Below are 22,390 nucleotides of genomic sequence, written 5' to 3' on the forward strand. Positions count from 1 at the left end.
TCAAACCAGACTTCTGATGAGGCGCGCGGCATCGGCCACGTCGAGCTCGGCGCGGTCGATCCGCGCGAGCACCGCCTCGACTTGCGCGAACCCGTCGGTCGCGGCGTACGATGCGGCCGCGACCGCTGGCCGCGCCGCGCTGGCGGGCTCGACCCAGTACTCCTCCCGCGAGAATGGATACACGGGCAGCTCGATGCGCCGCGGACGCGCGCCGTCGTACAGGCGTTGCCAGTCGAACGCGTGGCCGTTCGCCCAAAGCTCTGCGAGCATCGCGTATTCGCCTTCCGCGAGGCCGCGTTCGATCGCCGCGCCCGCGTCGCCGCGGGAGACGGACCCGATGGGCTCGACAGGCGCCGCGGCACGCGAGCTTGCGCGCGGCAAGTGCCCACGCCATGCGCCGTCGCCGACGCGCTCGCCATCCGCATACGCGGCGAGCCGATCGATCAACTGTTCTGCACTCGACGCGACGATAGAAAGCCGCTCCTCCATCGCCTCGCGCCCGACCTGCAACGTGTAGGCAAGCGCGGCAAGATCGGCGCGCTCGCGTTGCGCGCGCAGGAACGCAAGCAGACCGGCGGCCTTCGCGCGCAACTGCTCGGCGGTGCGCGCCGACAACGGCACGATCACCGGTTCGGGCCGCGCCCGCATCGGTGCCGCGGGCGCGGCCCGATACTCCTCGACGATCACATGCGCGTTCGCGCCGCCCGCACCGAACGACGAAATGCCGGCGATCCGCGGCCGCGCGACGCCGTCAATCACCGGCGGCGTCCAGTCGGCGAGGCGCTGGCTGACACTGAACGGCGTGCGCTCGAAGGGGATGTGCGAGTTGACGTCCTGCGCGTGCAGCGACGGCGCGATCTGGCCGTGACGGAACTGCAGCAGTACTTTGGTCAACGCCGCAATGCCGGCCGCCGCCTCGAGGTGGCCGATGTTCGATTTCACCGAACCTATCGCGCAGAAGCCCGTGTCCGCGGTGTCCGGCGCGAACGCCTGCTGCAGCCCGCTGATCTCGATCGGGTCGCCCAGTTCAGTGCCGGTGCCGTGCGCCTCGACATAGCTGATCTCGCGCGCGCTGATGCCGGCCTTGTCGATCGCCATGCGGACCAACTCGGCCTGCGCGACCGGATTCGGGATCGTGTAGCCGTTGGTCTTGCCGCCGTGGTTCACCTGCGTCGCGCGAATCACGCCGTGGATCGTGTCGCCGTCGTCGATCGCGCGCGCGAGCGGCCTGAGCAGCACGACGCCGACGCCCTCGCCCGGCACGAAGCCGTTGCCGCCCGCACCGAAGCTCTTGCAGCGGCCGTCCGGCGCGAGCATGTGCTGCGACGACATGTCGATGTAGCTGGTCGGATGCAGGTACAGGTTCACGCCGCCCGCGAGCGCGAGATCGCAGTCGCCGTTGTGGATGTGCTCGCACGCCTCGTGGATCGCCGTCAGCGACGACGAGCACATCGTATCGACCGGCAGGCTCGGGCCGTTCACGTCGAGGAAGTACGACAGCCGGTTCGCGACCGACGCGAACGAGGTGCGCGGCCAGAACTTCGCCGCGTCGCCCGGCAGCGGACGATGCAGGTTGTAGCCGACGCGCGTGATGCCGGCAAAGATGCCGACACGGCGGTGGTACGCGTCGCGAAGCGTCGCGCGGGTATAGCCGGCATTCTCGAGCGCGTGCCAGGCGCCCTGCATGAACATGCGCTCCTGCGGGTCCATGTTCAGCGCCTCGCGCGGCGGAATACCGAAAAAGAGGCAGTCGAACTCGGCGAACGAATCGACGAAACCGCCCCACTTCGAATAGCTGCGCCCCGCGTCGACGGCGGTCTGCTCGTCGGGTTCGTAGAAGCCATCGAGCGCCCAGCGTCGCGCCGGAATCTCGACGATCGCATCGTGCCCGTCGCGCAGGTTGCGCCAGAACGTGTCGAGATCAGCCGCACCGGGATAAACGCCGCTGATGCCGACGATCGCGATCGGGCCGCGCTCGCTACGACGCGGCCCGATCGCTACAGCCGTTGACGACGACGTGGCGCGCGAGGCCTGCCGTGCGCCTGCCGGCCCCGCCCGTAACGGCGCGCGTACGGATCCGCCGGCTGGGCGGGCCGACGCCGGCGCACAAACCGCAACGGGTGCGCCTGCCGGCTCTACCTCACCGAACAGCGCGGCGAGCTGCTCCCGCCGCGTTACGACGAGATGCGCGGCCAGCGCGTCGACAGTGCGGAATTCGAACAGCAGCGTACTGCTGACGTCGCCGAAATGCTGCTGGAGTTGCTGGTTCACGAGGCCGATCACGATCGAGTCGATCCCGTAGCGTTCGAGCGGCTCGTGCGCGTCGATCTGCGTGCTTTCGAGCTTGAGCGCCTTGCCGATCAACCGCTTGCACAGTTCGACGGCAGATGCATGGATGGATGTGCTGGAGCGGGCCGGAGCGGCAGTAGCCGCGCTCGCGCGGGGCGGGGCCGCCGGAACCGCGACGGGTGCTGGCGGTTCGGCGATCCGCTGCCGCACGATGCCATCGCTGAGCGCGACGATGATCTGCTGGCCGAGCGCATGCGTCTGCGGATGCGGCAACCACACTGGCGCGAAGCCCTCTGCGCCGAGCACGCGCTTCCACACCTGCGGTTCGAGCCCCGGCGAGCCCGGAATGCGTAGCGTCTCGTCCTGATTCAGCCACCAGCCTTCGAGCAGTCCGAAGGTCACATGCCCGCAGATCGAATGGCCGCTGATCTCGTTCATCAGCAGCATGCCGCCCCGGCGCAGCAGCGCCTTCGTGTTACGCAGCGTACGGCGGATGTGTCGCGTCGCATGGATCACGTTCGCGGCGATCACAAAGTCGTAGGCGCCCGCGTCGATGCCCTGCCCCTCGAGCGGCCGTTCGACGTCGAACAGCCGCGTGCGCAGGAACGGCGCGTTCGGCGCGTATGTGGTGTCCGCGTGGAACAGGAACGCCTTCGACAGATCGGTGTAGCAGTACTCGGCGATATGGTCGCGATACTCGCCGAGGCGTTCGAGGATGCCGGCCGACGTCGCACCGGTGCCCGCGCCGATCTCGAAGAGCCGCAGCCGCACGCCAGGCTCCGCATCGATGCGCGCGCGCAGCGCGGCGACCAGCGTTTCGCGCAGGCTCTCGTTGAACGCGAGCGAATGCGAGTCGGTCTTGTAGACCTGCTCGACCAGTTCGAGCGACGCGCCCGGGAAGATCACGTCGGTCGCCTTGCGCGCGCCGCTCAGGATCTCGGGCAGCGCCCGCATGCACCGGTCAACGAGGTGCACGAGCGCGCGCTGTCCCGCATCGGCGAGCCACCCCGGCAGCGCGTCGTCCCAGGCGCGCCAGGCCGCGTCGAGACTCGGCGCACCGTGCTGGCCCAACGCGGCCGCGATTTTGCGACTCTCGGCGAGCCAGCGCGACTGCGACGGCACATGACGCGGCGTCGCGGCGGTGATCGCGCCGAGCAGGCGCACGAGCAGCGGCTCCATTGGCTGCCCGGCGCCGCCTTGCAAGCGCTTGAATGCCGTAGGCGCCGGTACGCGTTCGAGGTCCGGCAGCAGCGCTGCCGGGACGGCGTTCGCGTCACGGCCGTCGTACACGCGCAGGAACTCGTCGCCGCTGGCGAGCCGCAACGCGGCGTCCGGCGCGAGCTTCGTGATTGACCACTGGCGGAACGGACCGGCGAGGAGCGCGTCGAGCGCGCGCATTGCCTGCACCGGGTCGAGTGGCTGGTAACCGCTGACCTCGAAGAAGGTCTTCATCGCGTCCGACATCGCAACGCCCGCGCCGACGCTCCAGTAGCCCCAGTTGACGACCTTCGCGACGCCCGGCCACAGCCGGTTCAACTGCAGCGCGTAGGCATCCTTAAATGTGCAGCCGGCCGAGTAGCCGCCCATGCCCGCGCCATGTACGAAAGACGCGTTCGAAGAGAAGAACAGCGCGAAATCGAGCGCCTCGTTCGCGAACACCTGCGCGATCCGGACGCTGACGTCGATCTTGGCGCGCAGGATCTCGCGGAAATCGGTCTCGGACACCGTTTTCAGGCTCTGGTCGAACGCGCCGACCGCCGAGTGCACGACGCCGTGGATCGCGCCGTGGCGAGCCTTGATCTGCCGGTAGGCAGCCTCGAGCGCGACGCGGTCGCCTGCGTCTGCCTGCACGTACTCGGGGCGCGTGCCGTTCACCGCGGCCCGCTCGATCCGCGCGGACAGCGCCGCGTCGAGCGGCCGCCGGCCGATCCAGACGACGGCCGCCGCACCTTGTGTCAGCGCGTGGCGGGTCCATACCTCGCCGATGCCACCCGCGCCGCCGATCACGACATAGACGCCATCGGTGCGATACGGCGACGGCGCGTTCGCGGCCGGCAGCGCCGCCCGGACCGCGACCAGCCGCTGGCCGAACCATTCGCCATCGCGCCACGCAAAGACATTGCCACGCGTGGCCGCCGGCGGCGCGGCGAGCGCCGCGATCGCTTCAGTTGGCGCCGGAGCCGGCAGATCGCAGAGCCGCAGTGCCCAATGGGCGTACGTGTCGGCGAAGCTGCCGCACAGACCCTGCAGCCCCGCATGCGTCGGATCGGCCAAATCGGCGGGCGGCATCGCGACCGCGCCGAACGTGATCCAGTCCCACGCGAGCGGACGCGATTCGTAACCCGCGTCGACCAGCGCGCGTGCGATCCGCAGCGCGAACGTCAGGCCGCGCTTCTGATCGGCGACGAGCGATTCGTCGGTCAGGCCGGGATTGCCCGGGCCATCGACGATCCAGATCAGCCGGGCAAACTGCATGCGGTTGAGTGTGTTCGCGATATCGTCGATCGGCGTGTGCTCGTTCGCGTCGACGAAGATCGCCTGCTGGAAACACGACGATAGCGCCGCCACGTGCCGCGGCGCGTTCGCGCCGATGACGACGACGCGTGCGTCGGAACTGGCCGGATGCGGCTCCACGACGCCTTCCACGCAATCCCAGACGGGCGCGGCGATCGTCAGCCCGATATCCGCCGAAACCGGTGCGAGTGTCAGACCGCGCAGTTCGGCGACGACGAAACCCTGCGGGTCGAGCAGATCGATGTCGAATGCAATGCCCTCAGCCGCCGCCGAGCGGGTCACCCAGGCGTGGCGGACCGGCGCGTGATCGGGTGCGAGCGTCAGCGAGTCGAGCCTATCGGGCAGGCACAGCGCGTACGACGCGTGCTCGTCGAACGCGGCGAGGCATCCTGCCTGCCACGCAGCATCGACCATACCAGGCGGCAGCGCGCAGCCGCGCACGGATTCGTGCTGGTCCGCGCGTTCGTCGAACGTCACGAGACATTCGCCGTCGCCGAACTCGAGCGTGCCGAGCGTGCGCAGCGAAGGCCCGATTTCCAGTTCCGCACCGGCGAGCCGCGCATACGCACCGTCCGCGTCGAGCCGGCCGCGCGTGCAGCGTGCGCTTAGCGCGTCCGTATCGAAACGGCGCCGCGGCTGCGTCTGCTCGAGCCACGCGACAGCCCGCGCGAGCGGTTGCGACTCGGTCTCGCCTGTGCCCGCCGCGACGATTTCGATATCGATGCAGCCATCGTCGCGCGCGACGAGGTCAACCGTCAATTCGACAGCCGCGCCGGTCGCGAACGGCGACGCCACCGAGCGGATCCAGCGCACCTCGCGCAATGTCTGCATCGCGGTGCTGCCGAGGTCGGCGGTCGCATCGGCGGTCGCATCGGCGAGCGCGTAGCGTGCCATTTCGAGCAGCGCAGCCGGCGTCATTTCATGCGCGCCTCCCGCGCGCAGACCGACCCAGAACGCGTCGGATCCGAAATGCGAGCGGTAGCGCTGACCGCTCAGCACCGACACGTTCCGGTGGACGAGCGGATGCAGCTCCGTGCGTGCGGCGCCCTTGCGTACCGGCGCGTGCGCAATCCAGTAGCGCTCGGCCGCGAATGGATAACCGGGCAGCGCGACGCGGCGCGGCGCCGTCTCGCCGTATAGCTCGCGCCAGTCGAAATCGAGGCCCTTCACCCACAATTCGAGCAGCTTGTTGAGCCGGCGCTGCACGAGCCATTTCGCGGTCAGCGCCGCGCGCACCTCGGCGTCCTCGCTGAAGATGCGAATGCTGTCGCGGTACTCGCGAACTTGTCCTTCGTAGACACCATCGGGCAGCGTGCCGCCCGTCAGATACTGGTCGAGCCGTTCGGCCAGCTCGACCGTCGACGCGATGAGAAAGCCTGCGCGCGCGTCCATTGCGTCGCGGCCCGTCTGCAGCGTATACGCGATTTCGGTGAGGTCGGGCGTTTCGCCGCGCTCGTTTGCCTCGCGCAGGAAAGCCAGCAGGTCCCGCGCCTTCTGCCGCAGCTGCTCGCTCGTGCGCGCCGACAGCGGCACGGCGGTACGCCCCGCCGGATCGAGCACGCCGGGGGCCGCGGCCGCGTGTGCGTGCGCCGTGTATTCGCCGAGCACGATATGCGCGTTGGTGCCGCTAAAGCCAAATGAGCTGATCGCCGCGACGCGCGCGCGGCCAGCTTCGACCGTCCACGGCGCCAGCCGGTCGTTCACGTAGAACGGGCTGTTGTCGAGCCGGATGTGCTCGTTGCAGGTGCGGTAATGCAGCGTCGGCGGCAACTGGCGGTGCCGCAGCGCCTGCACGAGCTTGATGACGCCGGCCGCACCTGCCGCGGTCAGACAGTGGCCGATGTTGCTCTTGACCGAGCCGAGAGCGCAGTAGCCAGCGCGGCGCGTGAACGGCGCGTACGCGGCTTTCAGGCCCGCGACCTCGATCGGGTCGCCGAGCTTCGTGCCGGTGCCGTGCGCCTCGATCAGGTCAATCGCATCGGGATCGATGCCGAAGCGGCGGTAGACCGACTGAAGCAGCTGGCTCTGCGCATCCTCGTTCGGCGCGGTGATGCCGTTCGTCTTTCCGTCCTGATTGACGCCCCAGCCGCGCAGCACCGCAAGAATCCGGTCGCCGTCGCGCTCGGCGTCGTCAAGGCGCTTGAGCATCAGCACGCCCACCGCCTCCCCCGGCACGAAGCCGTTCGCGCGCTGATCGAACGTGTAGCAGCGGCCGTCCGGCGACAGCATGCCGGCCTGGGCTGTCATCACGTGCATCGAGGGACCACCCATCACGTAGACGCCGCCCGCGAGCGCGGCGTCGCAGTGTCCGGCGTTCAGGCTGTCGCACGCGTTCGCGAGCGCGACGAGCGCCGACGAGCATGCGGTGTCGATCGACACGCACGGGCCGTGCAGATCCAGGAAGTACGCGATGCGCGCCGCGAGGATCGACGTCGCCGCGCCCGTGAAGCCCTGCGCGCTCAGGCGGGCGTCGTCGGCGCCCTGGTGATAGTCGCTCGGGCCGCAGCCGACGTACACACCGCATGCGCTGCCGGCCAGCGCTTTCGCGCTGTAGCCGGCGTCCTCCATGCAGTGCCAGGCCGACCGCAGGAAGAGTCGCTGCTGCGGGTCCATGCACTCGGCCTCGGTCGGCGAGATGTTGAAAAACAGCGGATCGAACTGGTCGTAGCCGTCGAGCGCGCCGAGCCAGCGGCTATACGTCTTGCCGGCCGCCGGCGCGCCCGGCTGGAAGTAGTCGCGCAAACGCCAGCGCGCTTCGGGGACTTCCTCGATGCAGTCGAGGCCCGCCGCGAGGTTGCGCCAGAACGCGTCCACATCGCGCGCCTTCGGAAACTCGCCGGCCATGCCGATCACGGCGATCGGTTGGGGGGCGGGGGGGGCGGTTTGAACCTGCACGGTCTGGCTCGATTGAGAGGCACGCTGACCGGAGGTGCTGGCCGGTTGCCCATGGGCGTCGATGCGCGGCGTCCTGACGGCGCGACGCATCGACGTCAGCGCGGCACGCGCCGGCAGTGCGGCATTCCTTACAACGACCGCGTGCGCTGCGGCAAGCGGGGTGACGGCAGCGGGCGCGGCCGGTGCGATTCGCGCGGATGGCGCCAGCGGGGTCGTCTGCGGCGGCGCGGCCGACGCGCGCGTGCCGGCGTCCACGGCGCCCGCGGTACCCGCCTCGCGTGCCGCGTCCAGCACGATGCCGCCGATTCGCGCCAGCGTCGGATGGCTGTAGATGCGCGTCGCCTCGAGATCGATCCGGTAGCGCTCGTTGATCCTGCGCACCCACGTGACGCCGCTGATCGAGTCGAGGCCGAGGCTCACGAACTGCGCGTGCTCGTCGATTTCCGACGCCTGCAAATGCAGTTCCTGCGCGAGCAGCGTACGCAGCGTATCGATGACGCCGGCCAGCATGTCGCCGGCCGCGGCGGGTACGTGCGCCGTATCGGCGTTGCTCGCCAGCGCGGACGCCACGGCCGGCCGCGGCTCGAACGCCGGCGCCGGCGATGTCGCCCGCACCGGCGCCAGCGCGCCGTCCGCGAAGTACGTCTCGATCCGCGCGAGCGTTTGGGCGTCACGGACGAAGGTCGCCTCGTGCATTCCCAGTTCGCACGCGTACACGTCCTCGCGCACCCGGCGCGCCGCGTCGGTGAAGCGGTGCTTGAGCCGCACCAGCCGGCTGCGCGGCTGGCGGGCGATTCGCTGCGCGAGCGCGAGCGCATGCGCAGCAACGTCGCGGCGCGGCAGCACGGGCAGCGCAACGCCGCGTGCGCGCAGCCCGGCGCCGGACGTCTCGGCGCCGGTCAGCAGCGTCTCGCGCGCGAGATCGAGGCCGATCCGGCGCGGAAACACCAGCGTCGAACCGGCGCCCGGCGTGAAGCCGTAGTTCATGTACGGACTCACGTAATGGCTTTCGTCGGCCAGCACCGCGAGGTCCGCGAACATCCCGAACGACCAGCCACCGCCGATCGCATGCCCCTGCAGCGCCGCAATCACCGGCACCGGGCAGTCCATCGGCAACTGGAACACGCGTTCGTCGGTGAAGCGCGCCCGGCCTTCCTGGATCGCGATCAGCGTGTCACGCGTGCCGCCAGTCGCAAAATAGCTGTCGAAGCCGGTCACCACGACGGCCTTGCATGCCGGATTGGAGCCGGCATGCGCGAACGCCTCATTGATACCGTCGATGAGCGCGGGGGTGAACATGTTCCTGCCGTCGCGGTCGTGCATCGTCACGACGACGACGCCGTCCGGATGCGCGACGGCCGTGACAACGGCCGAGCGCAGCGGCACGGTGACGGGCTCGTCATCGGCAAGCATGGTAGGGGCGCGAACCGTCGCGTTGGACGCGTCCGATGTTTCCGCCGATGCCGTTGAGTCGTCGAACGCGACGGCGCAAGCCTCGTCGATCGACGTACGCACGCGAGCAGCCTGCGCGCGCTTCCACGCGCGCACCCGCGCGAGCGGCCAGCGTTGCCAGCTCGCCGCGAGCGCCAGCGCGCGCGGCAGCACGTCGGCATGCTCGACAACACGCAGCGCGAAGCTGTGTACGCGCAGGTCGTCACCGGATAGGCGATCGCCGGCCAGGCCGATCAGCATGTTCAGCGCAGCGCCTGCACGAATGTCGCCAAGCGCGGCGGCGAACGGTTCGAGCGCAGGCAACGCATCGAGTCCGGCGACGCCGTAGTGCGCGTCGCGCCGATACACCGCCGCGTCGCACGCGAGGCTCGCCAACCATGCGAGCCCTTCGGCGTCCGATTCGCATGCGGCGATGAGCGGTAGCGGACTAGCCAGCAGCGTCTCGAGCAACGCGGTGGCCGCGCCTTCGCCGGCAAGGCGCACGGCATCGGCGAGACGGTCTGCAGCACTCATCGTCAGCACGATCGAACGGCAGTGATCCAGCACGCAGGCGCGCTCGAACGTGGCGTTCAGGCCGGCAACCAGCGCGGACAGATCGAAACTGTCGAGGCCGGCACCGAGGCCGATCACGAGCGCGCCGTTTTCCAGTTCGGCCGTGATCGCGCCGGACGCTTCGAGAGAAGGTGCAGCGGCGTCGGCACTTGGGGCGCCTGTATCGTTGACTATCGTCCCGGCATCACCGCGTTCGGCGCCGTCAGCACGGAGGGCATCGACGGCCGCCGACACGCCGCGCCGCAAATGCGTCGCGAGCAGCTTCAACGCGACCGCGGGCTTTTGCGCGAGGTCGTTCGCGAGTTGCAGCGCGCTCGCCTGGGCATCCGCGACCGGCGCGATACGGCAGGTCCAGCCACGTTCGCGCAACTGGCGCCCGGCCGACGGTGCGGCGCAGTACAGGAAATCGTCGGTCAGTACGTCGCCGAAGCGCTCGCGCATCAGGCGGTCCTCGCCCGCGCTCGGGAACAGGCCCGACGCAGCATCCGTGTAGCCGTACACGGACTCGTCGCCAAGCACGATGAAGTCGCCGACGACGCTCAACAGCCAACCCGCGCCGGCCGCGCCGAACGGCGCGAGCACGACGACCGGGCACGCAATCGCGGCGAGCGTCGCGAGCACGCGTCGAGTCGCGAGCGCATCGCAGACTGCTCGCGCGCCGGACCAGCCTTGCCCCGACGTATCGGCGAGCAGCAGCACCTTCAGTCCGTCTTCGCCTTGCACGAGGTTCAGTGCGTGAGACAGCGGCGCAATCGCAGGCGCGAGGTCGGCGGTGGCGATGTCGATCCGGAATATGCCGCCGCCGAGATCGAACAGCGCGACCGGCGAGGCGTGCGCGCCAGAGGCGCTGCCGGCCGCTGCGAGATCGACCAGCGTCACGGCCGGCTTCGCAAGCGTCACGGCCGTTGCCGTGCTGGCTGCTACGCTCGCCGCTGGCGCCGGCGCCAGCGCGATATCGGCCGGTTTGCCGCGCAAGGCGGGCCAAGTTTGTGCAATTGGCACGGCGGTATGGCGGGCATCGCCCCGATCCCGTGCGCCGGCGATAGGCCATGCTTCTTCGTCCGCCGGCTGCACTTCAATATGGGACGCGTCGACGCACGGCTGCAGCTGCACGCGCAGCCCGCGCAATTGCATGAAGGCCTTGCCCTGCGCGCCGAGGGCGTCGACATCGACGCTCCCGTCCGCGCCGGTCCGCACCCAGACCGCCGTACCGACCTCGCACACGCTTGCGATCCGTGCAATCGCCGCCGACACCGGCACGACCCGCGCGTTGCTCGACATGTCGAGCAACGCGCCAATCCGCCTGAACAGTTCTGGATGCAGCCCCCAGGCGGCCCCGTCGGAAGGGGGTTGCGGGGAACTATCGAATTCGGCTAGCCACTGGCCGCCGCCGTGATAGACGCGCGCGATCCCGTCCGGCAACGCTCCGGCGTGTGGCGTCAGTTCTGCGCGCAGGCCTGAACGATCGATCGCGTCGTCCGGTCGTGAAGCCATTAACTGCGCGTGCGCCTGAAGATGGACCGTCTCGTCGCCGGCCGCGTCGACGCCGTAGATCTCAATGCCGACCCGGCCGCCGTCATGCGCGAACACAGCTGTGTGCAGCGTATTCGCGGGCGTCGCGACCACCGGCTCGCCCCATTGCAGCGCGTCGATTTCCCAGCTATCGCCGCCGTCGTTCGCCACGCCCGACGAAACGAGCGCAAAGCGGACCTGTTCCAGCATCAGCAGTGCGGGCAACAGCCGGTATCCGTCGCCGTCCACGGTTTCGACGAATGGTTCACTACCCGTGAAGCGCGACGTATACCGCTGCTCGCAAAGATCCGAAGTGTTCGCATGCACGAGCGGATGCAGCGTCGCTTGCGTGCGGGAAGCTGATCCGGACGTCGGTTCGATCCAGTAACGCTCGTCGGCAAACGGGTAAGTCGGCAGGCTGATCAGCGACGGTATCGAGCTTGATGCATGCAGCCTGCGCCAATCGATGACAAGGCCTTCGACCCAGCCTTGCGCGAGCGCCGCCAGCGCGCGCGCAGTGATATCTCGCTCGATGTCGTTTTGGCGCACGGGGTCTGCGACGGGATACGCGTCATGCGCCTTCACTTGCCCACGCCAGTACGGTGCCGGCGCCGGCACGCCGCTCACGAACGCGTCGAGCTGAGCGATCAGGTTCGCGATCGAGTCGGCGACGAACGCGATTCGCTCCTCCATCGCCTCGCGCCCGGCCTGCAAGGTCCATGCGAGTGAATGCGCATCGACTGCGTCGTTACGGCGCAGGAACGTGAGCAGATCACCCGCGCGGCGCTGCAGCTGCCCGGCCGTGCGCGCCGACAGCGGCGCGACAAATGCTTCGTCATCCGATGCATGTACTGCGTCGAGCGCCTGATACTCCTCGATGATCACATGCGCGTTCGAACCGCCCGCGCCGAACGACGAGACGCCCGCGATGCGCGGCGCGCGCCGTCCGTCGTGCTCCGGCTGCACCCAGTCGACGAGCGCCTGGTTCACGACGAACGGCGTCCTGTCGAAATCGATATAGGGATTGAGCCGCTGCGAATGCAACGACGGCACGATCTTGCGGTGCTTCATCTGCAACAGCACCTTCGTGACGCCCGCGATTCCGGCCGCCGATTCGCAGTGGCCGATGTTCGACTTTGCGGAACCGATCCGGCAGAAGCCATTGCGCCGCGCGGCCGGATCGAGCCCATCGTTGAACGTCTTGGTGAGCGCCGCGATTTCGATCGGGTCGCCGAGCTTCGTGCCGGTGCCATGCGCTTCGATATAGCTGACGTCGCGCGGATTGATGCCCGCCTCGGTGAGCGCGGCGCGAATCACCGCCGCCTGCGCGTGCGGATTCGGCACGGTGTAGCCGTTGGTCCGGCCGCCATGATTGAGCGCGCTGCCGCGGATCACACCGTAGATGTGGTTGCCGTCTCGCACTGCGTCCGACAGGCGCTTCAGCACGGCCACGCCGACGCCCTCGCCGGGGATGTAGCCGTCACCGCCCTCGCCGAAGCTCTGGCAGTGACCAGCGCCAGAGATGAACTGCCCCGCGCTCAGCATCGTGTACTTGTCCGGATGGATGCTGACGTTCACGCCGCCCGCAAGCGCGAGACTCGTGCGGCCGTCGCGCAGGTCCTGGCAAGCGAGATGCAGCGCCGTGAGCGACGACGAACACATCGTGTCGAGCGTGAGGCTCGGGCCGTGCAAATTCAGGAAGTACGACACGCGGTTCGCGATGCTCGCGAGCGTGCCGGAGCGGTTGTACTCGCCGTACATCACGCCGGCGTAAACGCCGACCTGGCCCGGCTCCCGACGGTCCTGCGGAATCTGCAGGCTGGCACGCGTGTAGCCCGCGTCTTCGATCGCCATCCACGCATGCTGCAGGAACAGGCGCTCCTGTGGGTCGATAGCCGCTGCGTCGCGTGGCGCGATGCTGAAGAAGCGCGGATCGAAGCGGTCGACGCCCTCGATGAAGCCGCCCCACTTGCTGTAGTGCGCGCCCTCGCGCGCGCGGTCCTCGCTGTAGTATTCGCGCCAGTCCCAGCGCTCGGCGGGGACTTCGGTGATGCAGTCGCGGCCGTCGCGCAGGTTGCGCCAATAGGCGTCGAGATCGGGTGCCTGAGGATACCGGCCGCTCAGGCCGATGATCGCGATCGGCTCGTTCGTCTCGTCATCGACCGCACGCGCGGCGCGAATGGCCGTCGACGGCAGTTGCCGGCGCGCACGACGCGCGCGGCGGCGTCCGATGCCTCGCAACGGCGCTTCTGCCGAGGCCGGCACCGCAGTGGCCGGTTCGATGGACGCATTCGCGGCCGGCGTCTCGACGGCCGGCGAGATCAGCCGCGCGGCGAGCGTCTGTCCATGCGACTCGATGAAGTAGCCGGCCAGCTCGTCGAGCGTCCGGTATTCGAAGAACAGCGTTTTCGCGAGCGTGCCGAACGTTTCCTCGAGCCGGCTCGTCAGGGTCATCGCGACAATCGAGTCGATACCGTACTGCTCGAGCGGCGCGCGCGGGTCGATGCGCTCGGCGGGCATCTTCAGCACCGACGCGAGCGATGCGCAGAGGAACGCGCGTGTCAGGTCCGGCAAGCCCGGATGTCCGGCCGCCGAAGTCTTCGGCTCGATCCGCACAGGCGGCACGGGCTGCGTTTGCGGCGCATTCAGCGCGGCACGCATGGAGGTCGCCTCGCCGTGCATCACGAGCAGTTGCGGCCGGTTCAGCGCGATCGCGCGATGGCATGCGAGCATTCCGGTGCCCGTGATGAGCGAGCGCAGCCCGGTCCGCCGCTGCAGCGCTTCCATGCTGGCGACGTCGACATGCATGCCCCCGTCGCGCCAGTGCGGCCACGCGATCGCGAGCGTCTGGCCGCGCCGCTCGCCTGTCGAGGCAAGCCGTGCGCGATGGCGCGCGAATTGCTCGACGAAACCGTTCGCGGCGGCATAGTCGGCCTGTCCGACGTTACCGGCCCACGACGCGATCGACGAGAACAGCACCATGAAGTCGAGGTCGAGCGTGCGCGTCGCGGCGTCCAGATTGACGGTGCCGGTGACCTTCGGCGCGAGCACGTCCGCAAACGCCTGCGCCGTCTTCCGGATAATGAATTCGTCGCGTAGCTGCCCCGCGCTGTGCACGACGCCGTGCAGGCCGCCGTGGTCGCGCACGATCGCGCTCACGAGCGCATCCGTTTGCGCGGCATCGGTCACGTCGAGCGTACGAAATTCGACCGTGCCAAGCGCGCGCAGCGCGTCGAGTTCCGTATCGCCGGGCGCGCGGCGGCCGGCAAGGATCACGCGCGCGTGCGCCCGCTGCGCAAGGATCTGCTGTGCGAACAGCCGCCCGAGCCCGCCGGCGCCGCCGGTAATCAGATAAACGCCCTGCTCGCGAAACCATTCGGGCATGCCGCCGCCGTCGCGCTCCCGCGCCAGATCGTCGACGATCTGCCAGCGGCGCGCGCGGCGCCCGTCGTCCGCGTAACGGAACACCGTGTCGCCCGCTGTTCGCGATGCGTCGTCGATCTGCCGCGCGATCGCTTCCGGCTGCGCGTGCGCGGGGACGAACACGATCTGTCCACGCACCAACGGGGCTTCGAGGCGAGCGGTTTCGAACAGGCCAGCGAGACCCGTGGCCCATTGCGCGTCATCATCGCCAGCGACGACGAGCTGCATGAGGTGCCGCACTCGCGGCTTCGCGGCGAGCAGCCGCAGCGTGTGCTCGAACACGGCAAGCGCGAGCCGCGTGTATGCGGCGCCGACGTCACCCTCCGGCCCCGCCGCCAGCACCGTGGACGATTGCACGGCCAGACGCGACGCGACAGCCCGAGCGCCCCCGTCCGCGAATCCGGTCAGCAGCACGTGCCGCACCTCCTCGGCCGGCGTGATCGGCGCATCGTCGCGCCACGCGTCCGCCGGCGCCCATTCCGGCGCCGCGAACCACGTGCTCGCCCGAGCCGCGTCGCGCACGGCGCCGATCCGCTGGAGCGCGTCGTCCTTCGACAGTGCACCCGCAGCCAGTTCCCGATAGATGCTTTCCAGTTCCTTCTTCATGACTGCAACCTCGTCAATTCCGCCGCTTGGTCAAACGAAAGATTGTTGTTAAGGACGCGTTCGAGGATCGGCAGCAGGTCCGCGTCGCGCTGCCTGGTGCTGCTCGCCATCGGCCGCGACGAAAAACCCCGCATCCGCGCGCATACCGTGCCGTCGCTGTCGCAAAGGTCGATATCGATCTTCACGAGCGCGTCCGGCAGCGGCGCATTGCCGGCCGTGTAACGGACCCACGCGACCATCCTGGACCCGCACCGCGAGATCACGTCGAGCGCCTCGAGCGCGAACGGCAAGACCGGGCGGCTGCCGCCCGCCATCGCGAGCGCGATCGTGCCCTGCAGCGCGCCGTCAACGACGCCGGGATGCAGCACGCAGTCGCGCAGCGTTTCGTCCGTCGGCATCCGCAGCTCGACGAGCGCCTCGCCGTTGCCCTGATGCAGCGCGACGACGCTCCGGTACGCGGGACCGTAGTCGAGGCCCAGTTCCGCAAAACGCGCGTACAGCGAGGCCGGTTCGAGCCCCTCGCCGCGCATCCGCTCGCGCAGCCCCACGAGATCGAGCGGCTGCGGCGCGGGCTCGTGCGCCGCGAAGCATTGCCCATGACAATGCACAGTGGTGCTGCCGTCGTCGGCGACACTCTCGACCTGGAAGCCGAGGCTGTCGCCACCGATGTCGTCCTCGTCGTAGAGATCGATCGTCACGCTGCGCTCGCTGCTGACTGCGAGCGGCTGCTCCCAGACGACGTGGCGCAGTTGCACGCACAGTCCGTCGAGCCCGCCCGGCATCGCATCGGCGAGCGCCGCGCGCACCATCTCCAGATACGCAGCCGCCGCCAGCACCGGCGCGCCGTTCACGCGATGCTCGGCGAGCACACGTTCGCGGCCGCCAAAGCAGCTCGTGTAGCGTTGCCCGTCGAGATCGGAGCTGTTCCGGTGCAGCAGCGGATGCAGCACCGTGCCGGCGGGCGCGGCCGCGCCGCGCCGCGGCTGTTCCTCGCCGCTCGCCCAGCAGCGTTCGCGCGCGAACGGATAGGTCGGCAGCGCCAGCCGGCGCGGCCGATCGTCCGCGTACAGCGCCTGCCAGTCGACCTCGACGCCGCGCACCCACAGGTTCATCAGCTTCGGGAAGTTGCGGTGCACGAGCCAGTCGCCGACAAGGCGGCGCAGGTCGTCATCCGCGAAGAGATCCTGGGCGTCCGCGTCGCGCGTCGCCGGCCCGTGATGGATGCCCGCCTCGCCTCGCGCGCCGTCGAGATACATGCGCAACTGGCCGGCGAGCTGTCCGGCCGACGCAGCGACGAAGCCCGCCCGGTACGTCATCGCATCGCGGCCGACCTGCAGCGTGTACGCGACGCGTTCGAGGTCCACGGCCTCCTTCGCATCGCTCAGGTACGCCAGCAACGCGGCGACCTTCTCGCGAAGCTGCGCCTCGCCGCGTGCCGACAGCGGCAGCGCGTGAGGCGCCGCCGTTGCGGCGGGCATCCGCCGCGGCACGTCGCCCGTGCCTGCATGCCCGGCGATCACAACATGTGCGTTCGTGCCGCTGAAACCGAACGAGCTGACCGCCGCGCGCCGTGCGCCGTCGCTGTCCCAGTCACGCAGTTCGGTGTTGACGAAGAACGGCGACGCCGCCAGCTCGATGTGCGGATTCGGCGTCCGGTAGTGGATCGACGGCGCCAGCTTGCCGTGCCGGATCGAGAGCAGCACCTTGATGATCCCGGCGATGCCGGCTGCGAAGCCCGCATGGCCGATGTTGCCTTTCACGGAGCCGAGCGCGCACTGGCCTTCGGCAGCGCCGTGCGCGCCGAAGGCGGCGACGAGCGCGGCGACCTCGATCGGGTCGCCAAGCGGCGTGCCGGTGCCGTGCGCCTCGACGTACTGGATGCGGCGCGCATCGACGCCGAAACGGCCGTACACCTCGCGCAGCAACCGTTCCTGCGCGGTCGAGCTCGGCGCGGTGATCCCGTTGGTCCGGCCGTCCTGATTCGTGCCCGACGCCTCGATCACGCCGAGGATCTCGTCGTTGTCGGCGAGCGCGTTCGACAGCGACTTCAACAGCAGCACGCCGCAGCCCTCCGAAAACACGATGCCATTCGCACTTGAGTCGAACGGCGCGCAGCGGCCGTCTGGCGAGAGCATGCCGACCTGCGAGGTCAGGATGTGGCCAAGCGGCGTCGCGAGCACGTTCACGCCACCGGTCAGCGCGATCTCGTTTTCGCCGTTGCGGATGCTCTCGCAGGCGAGATGCAGCGCAACCATCGACGACGAACACGCGGTATCGACGGCGACGGCCGGCCCCTTCAGGTTCAGCAGGTACGCGATGCGCGCAGCGAGGATCGCGCTCGAGGTGCCCATGAACGCGGCCCCCGCCGTGTCCTGGCCTGCATGGCGCAGCACGCGTGCATAGTCGCCGTTCGCGCAGCCGACGTAGACGCCGCATGCGCTGCCCGACAGCGCTCCGGGCGCGTAACCGGCGTTCTCGATCGCCTTCCAGCATTCCTCGAGAAAAATCCGCTGCTGTGGATCGATCAGTTCGGCCTCGGCGGGCGAGATGCCGAAGAACAGTGGATCGAACGCGTCGATCCGGTCTAGCAGCCCCGCCCATCTCGAATACGAAGTGCCGGCATGGCGCGGATCGGTATGGAACCAGTCGGCGTCGTGGGGCCAGCGTTCAGCGGGTATCTCGCTCACGCAGTCAATGCCCCCCGCGAGATTGCGCCAGAACGCATCGGCGTCGGGGCTCTGCGGGAAGCGGCAGGCCATGCCGATCACCGCGACCTTGCCGGCTTCGGTGCCGCGGCGGCGAGCCGGCGCGGCTTGAAGCGCGGTCTGCGGTGCGTCGTGACGCGGCGCCGATTGCGCGCGCAGCGTGTGTTCGGCGACGCGGCGCAGGCTGATCGCCTCGACGCTCAGCGCGAGCATGCCGGTTTCGTCGACGAGTTCGAAATCGAACTCGGCGACGTCACGTTCGAGCGCGCGCACGCGCGCGTCGCAGCGATACGCGCGGCCGTCAAGCGGACGGTGCGCGACGATCGCGCCGATCCGATGCGGCAGGAACTGGTCTCCGCTTGCGCCGTAGCGCGTGCCGATCAGCCAGGCCGCATGGTTGATCACTGTGCAGAGCCCGCCGTAAAGCGGGAACGGACCGATCAGGAACGCTCGCGCGTACGTGGCCGGACGGATGTCGGCGCTCGCGTGCGAAGCTCCGAACGCCAGCGATTCGAGCGGCGCGTAGAAGCTGCCGGTGTTGGTCGGGATCTCGGCGCGGGCGAGCCTCTGTTCGATCTCAAACGTCGCGGGCGCCACATGGCGCGGCGGCTCGTTCCCGTCGCCAGGCGCGGCCACGATGAAGCCCTGCATGTGCAGCCGCTCGCCGCAGCGGTCAGTCGACGGGCCGGACCGGACGAAGAATTGCAGCGCGTCGCCGTTGCGCCGGAACACGACCTGGACGTGGCAGTCCTCGCCCTTCCTGCCGAGCAGCGGGCTGACGATACTGATGTGTTCGATGCGTACCGAGCCGGCGTCGAAATACGTGCGGAACGCGCTGTAAGCCAGTTCGATATAGGCGTCCGTTGGCAACAGATGCTCGCCGAACACGACGTGCTCGCGCAGACTGACGTCCGATTCCGGGCTCAGGCGGAAACGCACGGCGCATTCGCCGTCAGCATCGAAATCACCGTCGTAAGCGGCGCCGTAGTAGGCCAGATCGCAGTACGGGCTCGTATCCTTCGGTGCGAACGCGATGGCCCCCGATGCCGCGCGACGGCCTGATGCAGGCGCAGCAGGCAGTTGACCCGCGATGAACGCCGCGAGCGCCTCGACGTTCGGATAGTCGTAAATTCGCATCGCCGTCAGCGCGAGTGGGTATTGACTGTTCAGCGCGTTCACCCATTCGACGCCGATGATCGAATCGAGCCCGAGTTCGGTGAACGACCTTTTCACGTCGATGTCGGCGGGCTGCATCAGCAATGCCTGCGCGAGACTCACGCGCAGGTGCTGTTTCACCGTTTCGATTGACCGCGCCGCAGGGTCCCGCGTACTGCCGGTTGCCGCGCGCGACGCTTGCGGGCGTGGCGCCGGCGTTGCGCTCACCCCGCCCTGGCCCTCGCGAGCCGCCGGGCCCACGCGTTCCGCGAGCATCGCGTGAAGATGCGCGGCCAGCGAGTCAAGCGTGGGATAGTCGTAGACGTGGGTCGCCGCGAGCTGGACCTCGAGCTGCGCGTTGATCGCCTTCACCCACTCGACGCCGAGAATCGAATCGAGGCCGAGTTCGATAAACGGCTTGTCGATTGCGATGTCGAGTGCGTTGACCAGCAGCACTTCGGCGAGGCTCGTGCGCAAATGCTCGCGCAGCGACGCGATCGACATGACCGGGACCGTATCGGCGGTCATCGAAGCCGGTGCGCCGGCGGGCGCAGACACAAAGGCCGACGCGGCTTCCGACGCGTCCGGACCGCTCTGATCGATATCGACGCCCGCGCCGTTCGCGGCCGGCCTCAAGTCGCCGGGCGCGCCACGCGGCGCGTCGTCGGCCGACAGCCAGTGGCGCTCACGCGCGAACGGATAGAGCGGCAGCCCGATCCGGCGCGGTGCGCCGTCCGGATAGAAGCGCACCCAGTCTAAATCGAGCCCCTTCGACCAGAGGTCTGCGAGCCTCGACAGCGCGCGCTGCGTGATCCACTTGCCGATCATCGCGCGGAAGTCGGCATCGTCGTTCAGCTCGCGCAGCGTATCGCGGTTCGCGGCTACGTCGCCGCGATGGATGCGGGCCGACGAGCCGTTGCCGCCGTCCTTGTGCGCGACAAACGTGGCGAGCTTCGCGCGCAGATCGTCGCGCGACGACGCGATGATCGCGACGCGTTCGCTCATCGGCTCGCGTCCCGTCTGCAAGGTATGAGCGACGCGCGTGAAATCACCGTCCCTCGCCGGCTCAGTGTCGAGCCACTCGAGCAGATCGCGAGCCTTTTGCACGAGCGCGGCGGGCGTGCTCGCGGACAGGGGCACGAGTGCATCCTCGCGCGGCGCCGCGTGGTCTGCGCGGCCGCGATACTCGGCGATGACCGCGTGCGCGTTCGTGCCGCTGAAGCCGAATGAATTGATCGCGGCGCGGCGCGGCGCATCGCCGTCGGCCGGCCACGGGCGCAACGTGTCGTTCACGTAGAACGGGGAATCCTGCAGGCGGATATGGCGGTTGAGCTGGCGAAAATGCGCGGCCGGCGGCAGTTGCCGTTGCCCGATCGCAAGCAGTGCCTTGATGAAGCCCGACACGCCGGCCGCCGACAGGCAGTGCCCGATGTTGCTCTTCACTGAGCCAATCGCGCAGTAGTTCGTGCGCCGCGTATGCTTCGCGAACGATGCCTTCAACGCGGCCACCTCGATCGGATCGCCGAGCGCGGTGCCCGTGCCGTGCGCCTCGACAAGTCCGATGCTGGCCGGATCAATGCCGAACCGCTCGTAGACCTCCTGCTGCAGCCGCGCCTGAGCCTCGGCGTTCGGCGCGGTGATGCCGTTCGTCCTGCCGTCCTGGTTGACGCCCCAGCCCTGCACGACGCCGTAGATGCAGTCGCCGTCGCGCTCCGCATCGGCGAGACGCTTGAGCACGACGACGCCGACCCCCTCGCCGAGCGCGATGCCGTCCGCGCGGTCGTCGAACGTGTAGCAGCGGCCGTGCGGCGACAGCATGCCCATCTGCGAAGTCATGATGTGCATCGCCGGGCCGGACAGGACGGTGACGCCGCCCGCGAGGGCGAGATCGCTGGCGCCGGCGACGAGGCTGTCGCACGCGTTGGCGATCGCGACGAGCGACGACGAGCACGCGGTGTCGATCGCGAGACTTGGCCCCTGCAGGTCGAGCAGGTACGCGATGCGCGCCGCGAGAATCGACGGCGCGGAGCCGGTGAAGCCAGGGCCGCTCAGTTGCTCGCGCGGCGAGAGCTGGTGATAGTCGCCCGCTGCGCAGCCGACGAACACGCCGCAGCGGGTGCCTCCGAGCGACTTCGGATCGTAGCCGGCGTGCTCGATGCCGTGCCAGCACGTCTCGAGAAACACGCGCTGCTGTGGATCCATCGCGCGCGCCTCGCGCGGTGAAATCCGGAAGAACCCGGCGTCGAAACGGTCATGGCCGTCGAGTGCGCCGAGCCACCTGCTGATGGTCTTGCCCGGCGCGACCTCGCCGGGCTGGTAATAACGCGCGACATCCCAGCGTTCGCGCGCCACCTCGTCGATAGCGTCGTGGCCGGCGGCGATGTTGCGCCAGAATTGATCGAGCGAGTTCGCATGCGCGAAGCGGCCGGCCATGCCGATCACCGCGATCGCGGGCGTGTCGCGCTGCGCCGCGCGCGCGGACGCGCGGCCGCTGCCGCGCTTGCGCCAGGACCTCAGGGGGGCCGGCCCGAAGGCGGCACGTTCGTCGCCGCGCGGTTCGGCGTTCGCGTTGCCCTTGCGCGCCAGCGCCGCAGCCGCGCCGGCGTTTGCACCCGTGTTCGTATCGGCTGCCGGCGCTTGCCCGATCCGCGCGCGGACTTCGCTCGCGACATGCTGCGCCAGTTGCGCGAGCGTCGGATAGCTGTAGACCTTGACGGCCTCGATGTCCGTTCCGTAGAGCTCGTTGATGCGCCGGATCCAGGTCACGCCAGTGATCGAGTCGAGGCCGAGCGACACAAACGGCTCGTCCTCGCCGATCTCGTGCTCCGACATCCGCAGCTCGTGCGCGAGCAGCTCGCGCAGACGCGCGGCGATTGCACGCAGGTCCGCCGCCGGCTCGGGCGCCGGGCCCGCTGATGGCGCCGGATCGGCATGGCGGGTAGCCGGTGCGTTCTGTGCCGGTTGGACGGCCGGCACCTCCGCGAAGCCTTGTTCGATCCGCGCGAGCGTGTCCGCCTGCCCGACGAAGGTTTCCGAGTGCATCGCAAGTTCGTGCGCAAGCGCGGCGTCGATTTGTTGTCGCAGCGAGGACGCCCACTGCTGTTTCAACGCGACGAGCGTCGTGCGGCTCGCACTCGCGAGCCGGCTGGCGAGCGCCAGCGCCGTATCGCGCACGCGATCGCGTGCCAGCACCGGCTGTGCGACGCCGCGCGCCGCGAGTTCCGCGCCGCTGTATTCGCGCGCGCTCAGCAGCGACTCGCGCGCGAGATCATGGCCGACCGTGTACG

At 69.2% G+C, this 22,390-nt stretch carries 2 protein-coding genes (1 of these 2 running past the window's edge); both read right to left on the reverse strand.

From position 1 onward, the window contains the following. Window positions 1-15,243 carry an SDR family NAD(P)-dependent oxidoreductase gene (locus HV796_RS25770; protein ID WP_175229326.1) on the reverse strand — a complete coding sequence of 5,081 codons (15,243 nt, stop codon included), beginning with the start codon at window positions 15,241-15,243 and terminating at the stop codon, window positions 1-3. Further along, window positions 15,240-22,390, reverse strand: the 3' portion of a protein-coding gene (locus tag HV796_RS25775) for an SDR family NAD(P)-dependent oxidoreductase (protein WP_175229327.1). It continues 9,118 nt past the right edge of the window; only the last 7,151 of its 16,269 coding nucleotides appear in the window; its start codon lies off the right edge, out of view — the gene reads right to left on this strand; its stop codon occupies window positions 15,240-15,242. Before HV796_RS25775 ends, HV796_RS25770 begins: the two co-directional genes overlap by 4 nt.

Origin of the sequence: Paraburkholderia humisilvae (genome assembly GCF_902859855.1) — a bacterium.
Taxonomy (GTDB): domain Bacteria; phylum Pseudomonadota; class Gammaproteobacteria; order Burkholderiales; family Burkholderiaceae; genus Paraburkholderia; species Paraburkholderia humisilvae.

Excerpts from the sequence above, each read along its gene's own strand:
- HV796_RS25770 (WP_175229326.1), bottom strand. The coding sequence starts at position 15,243 with ATGAAGAAGGAACTGGAAAGCATCTATCGGGAACTGGCTGCGGGTGCA.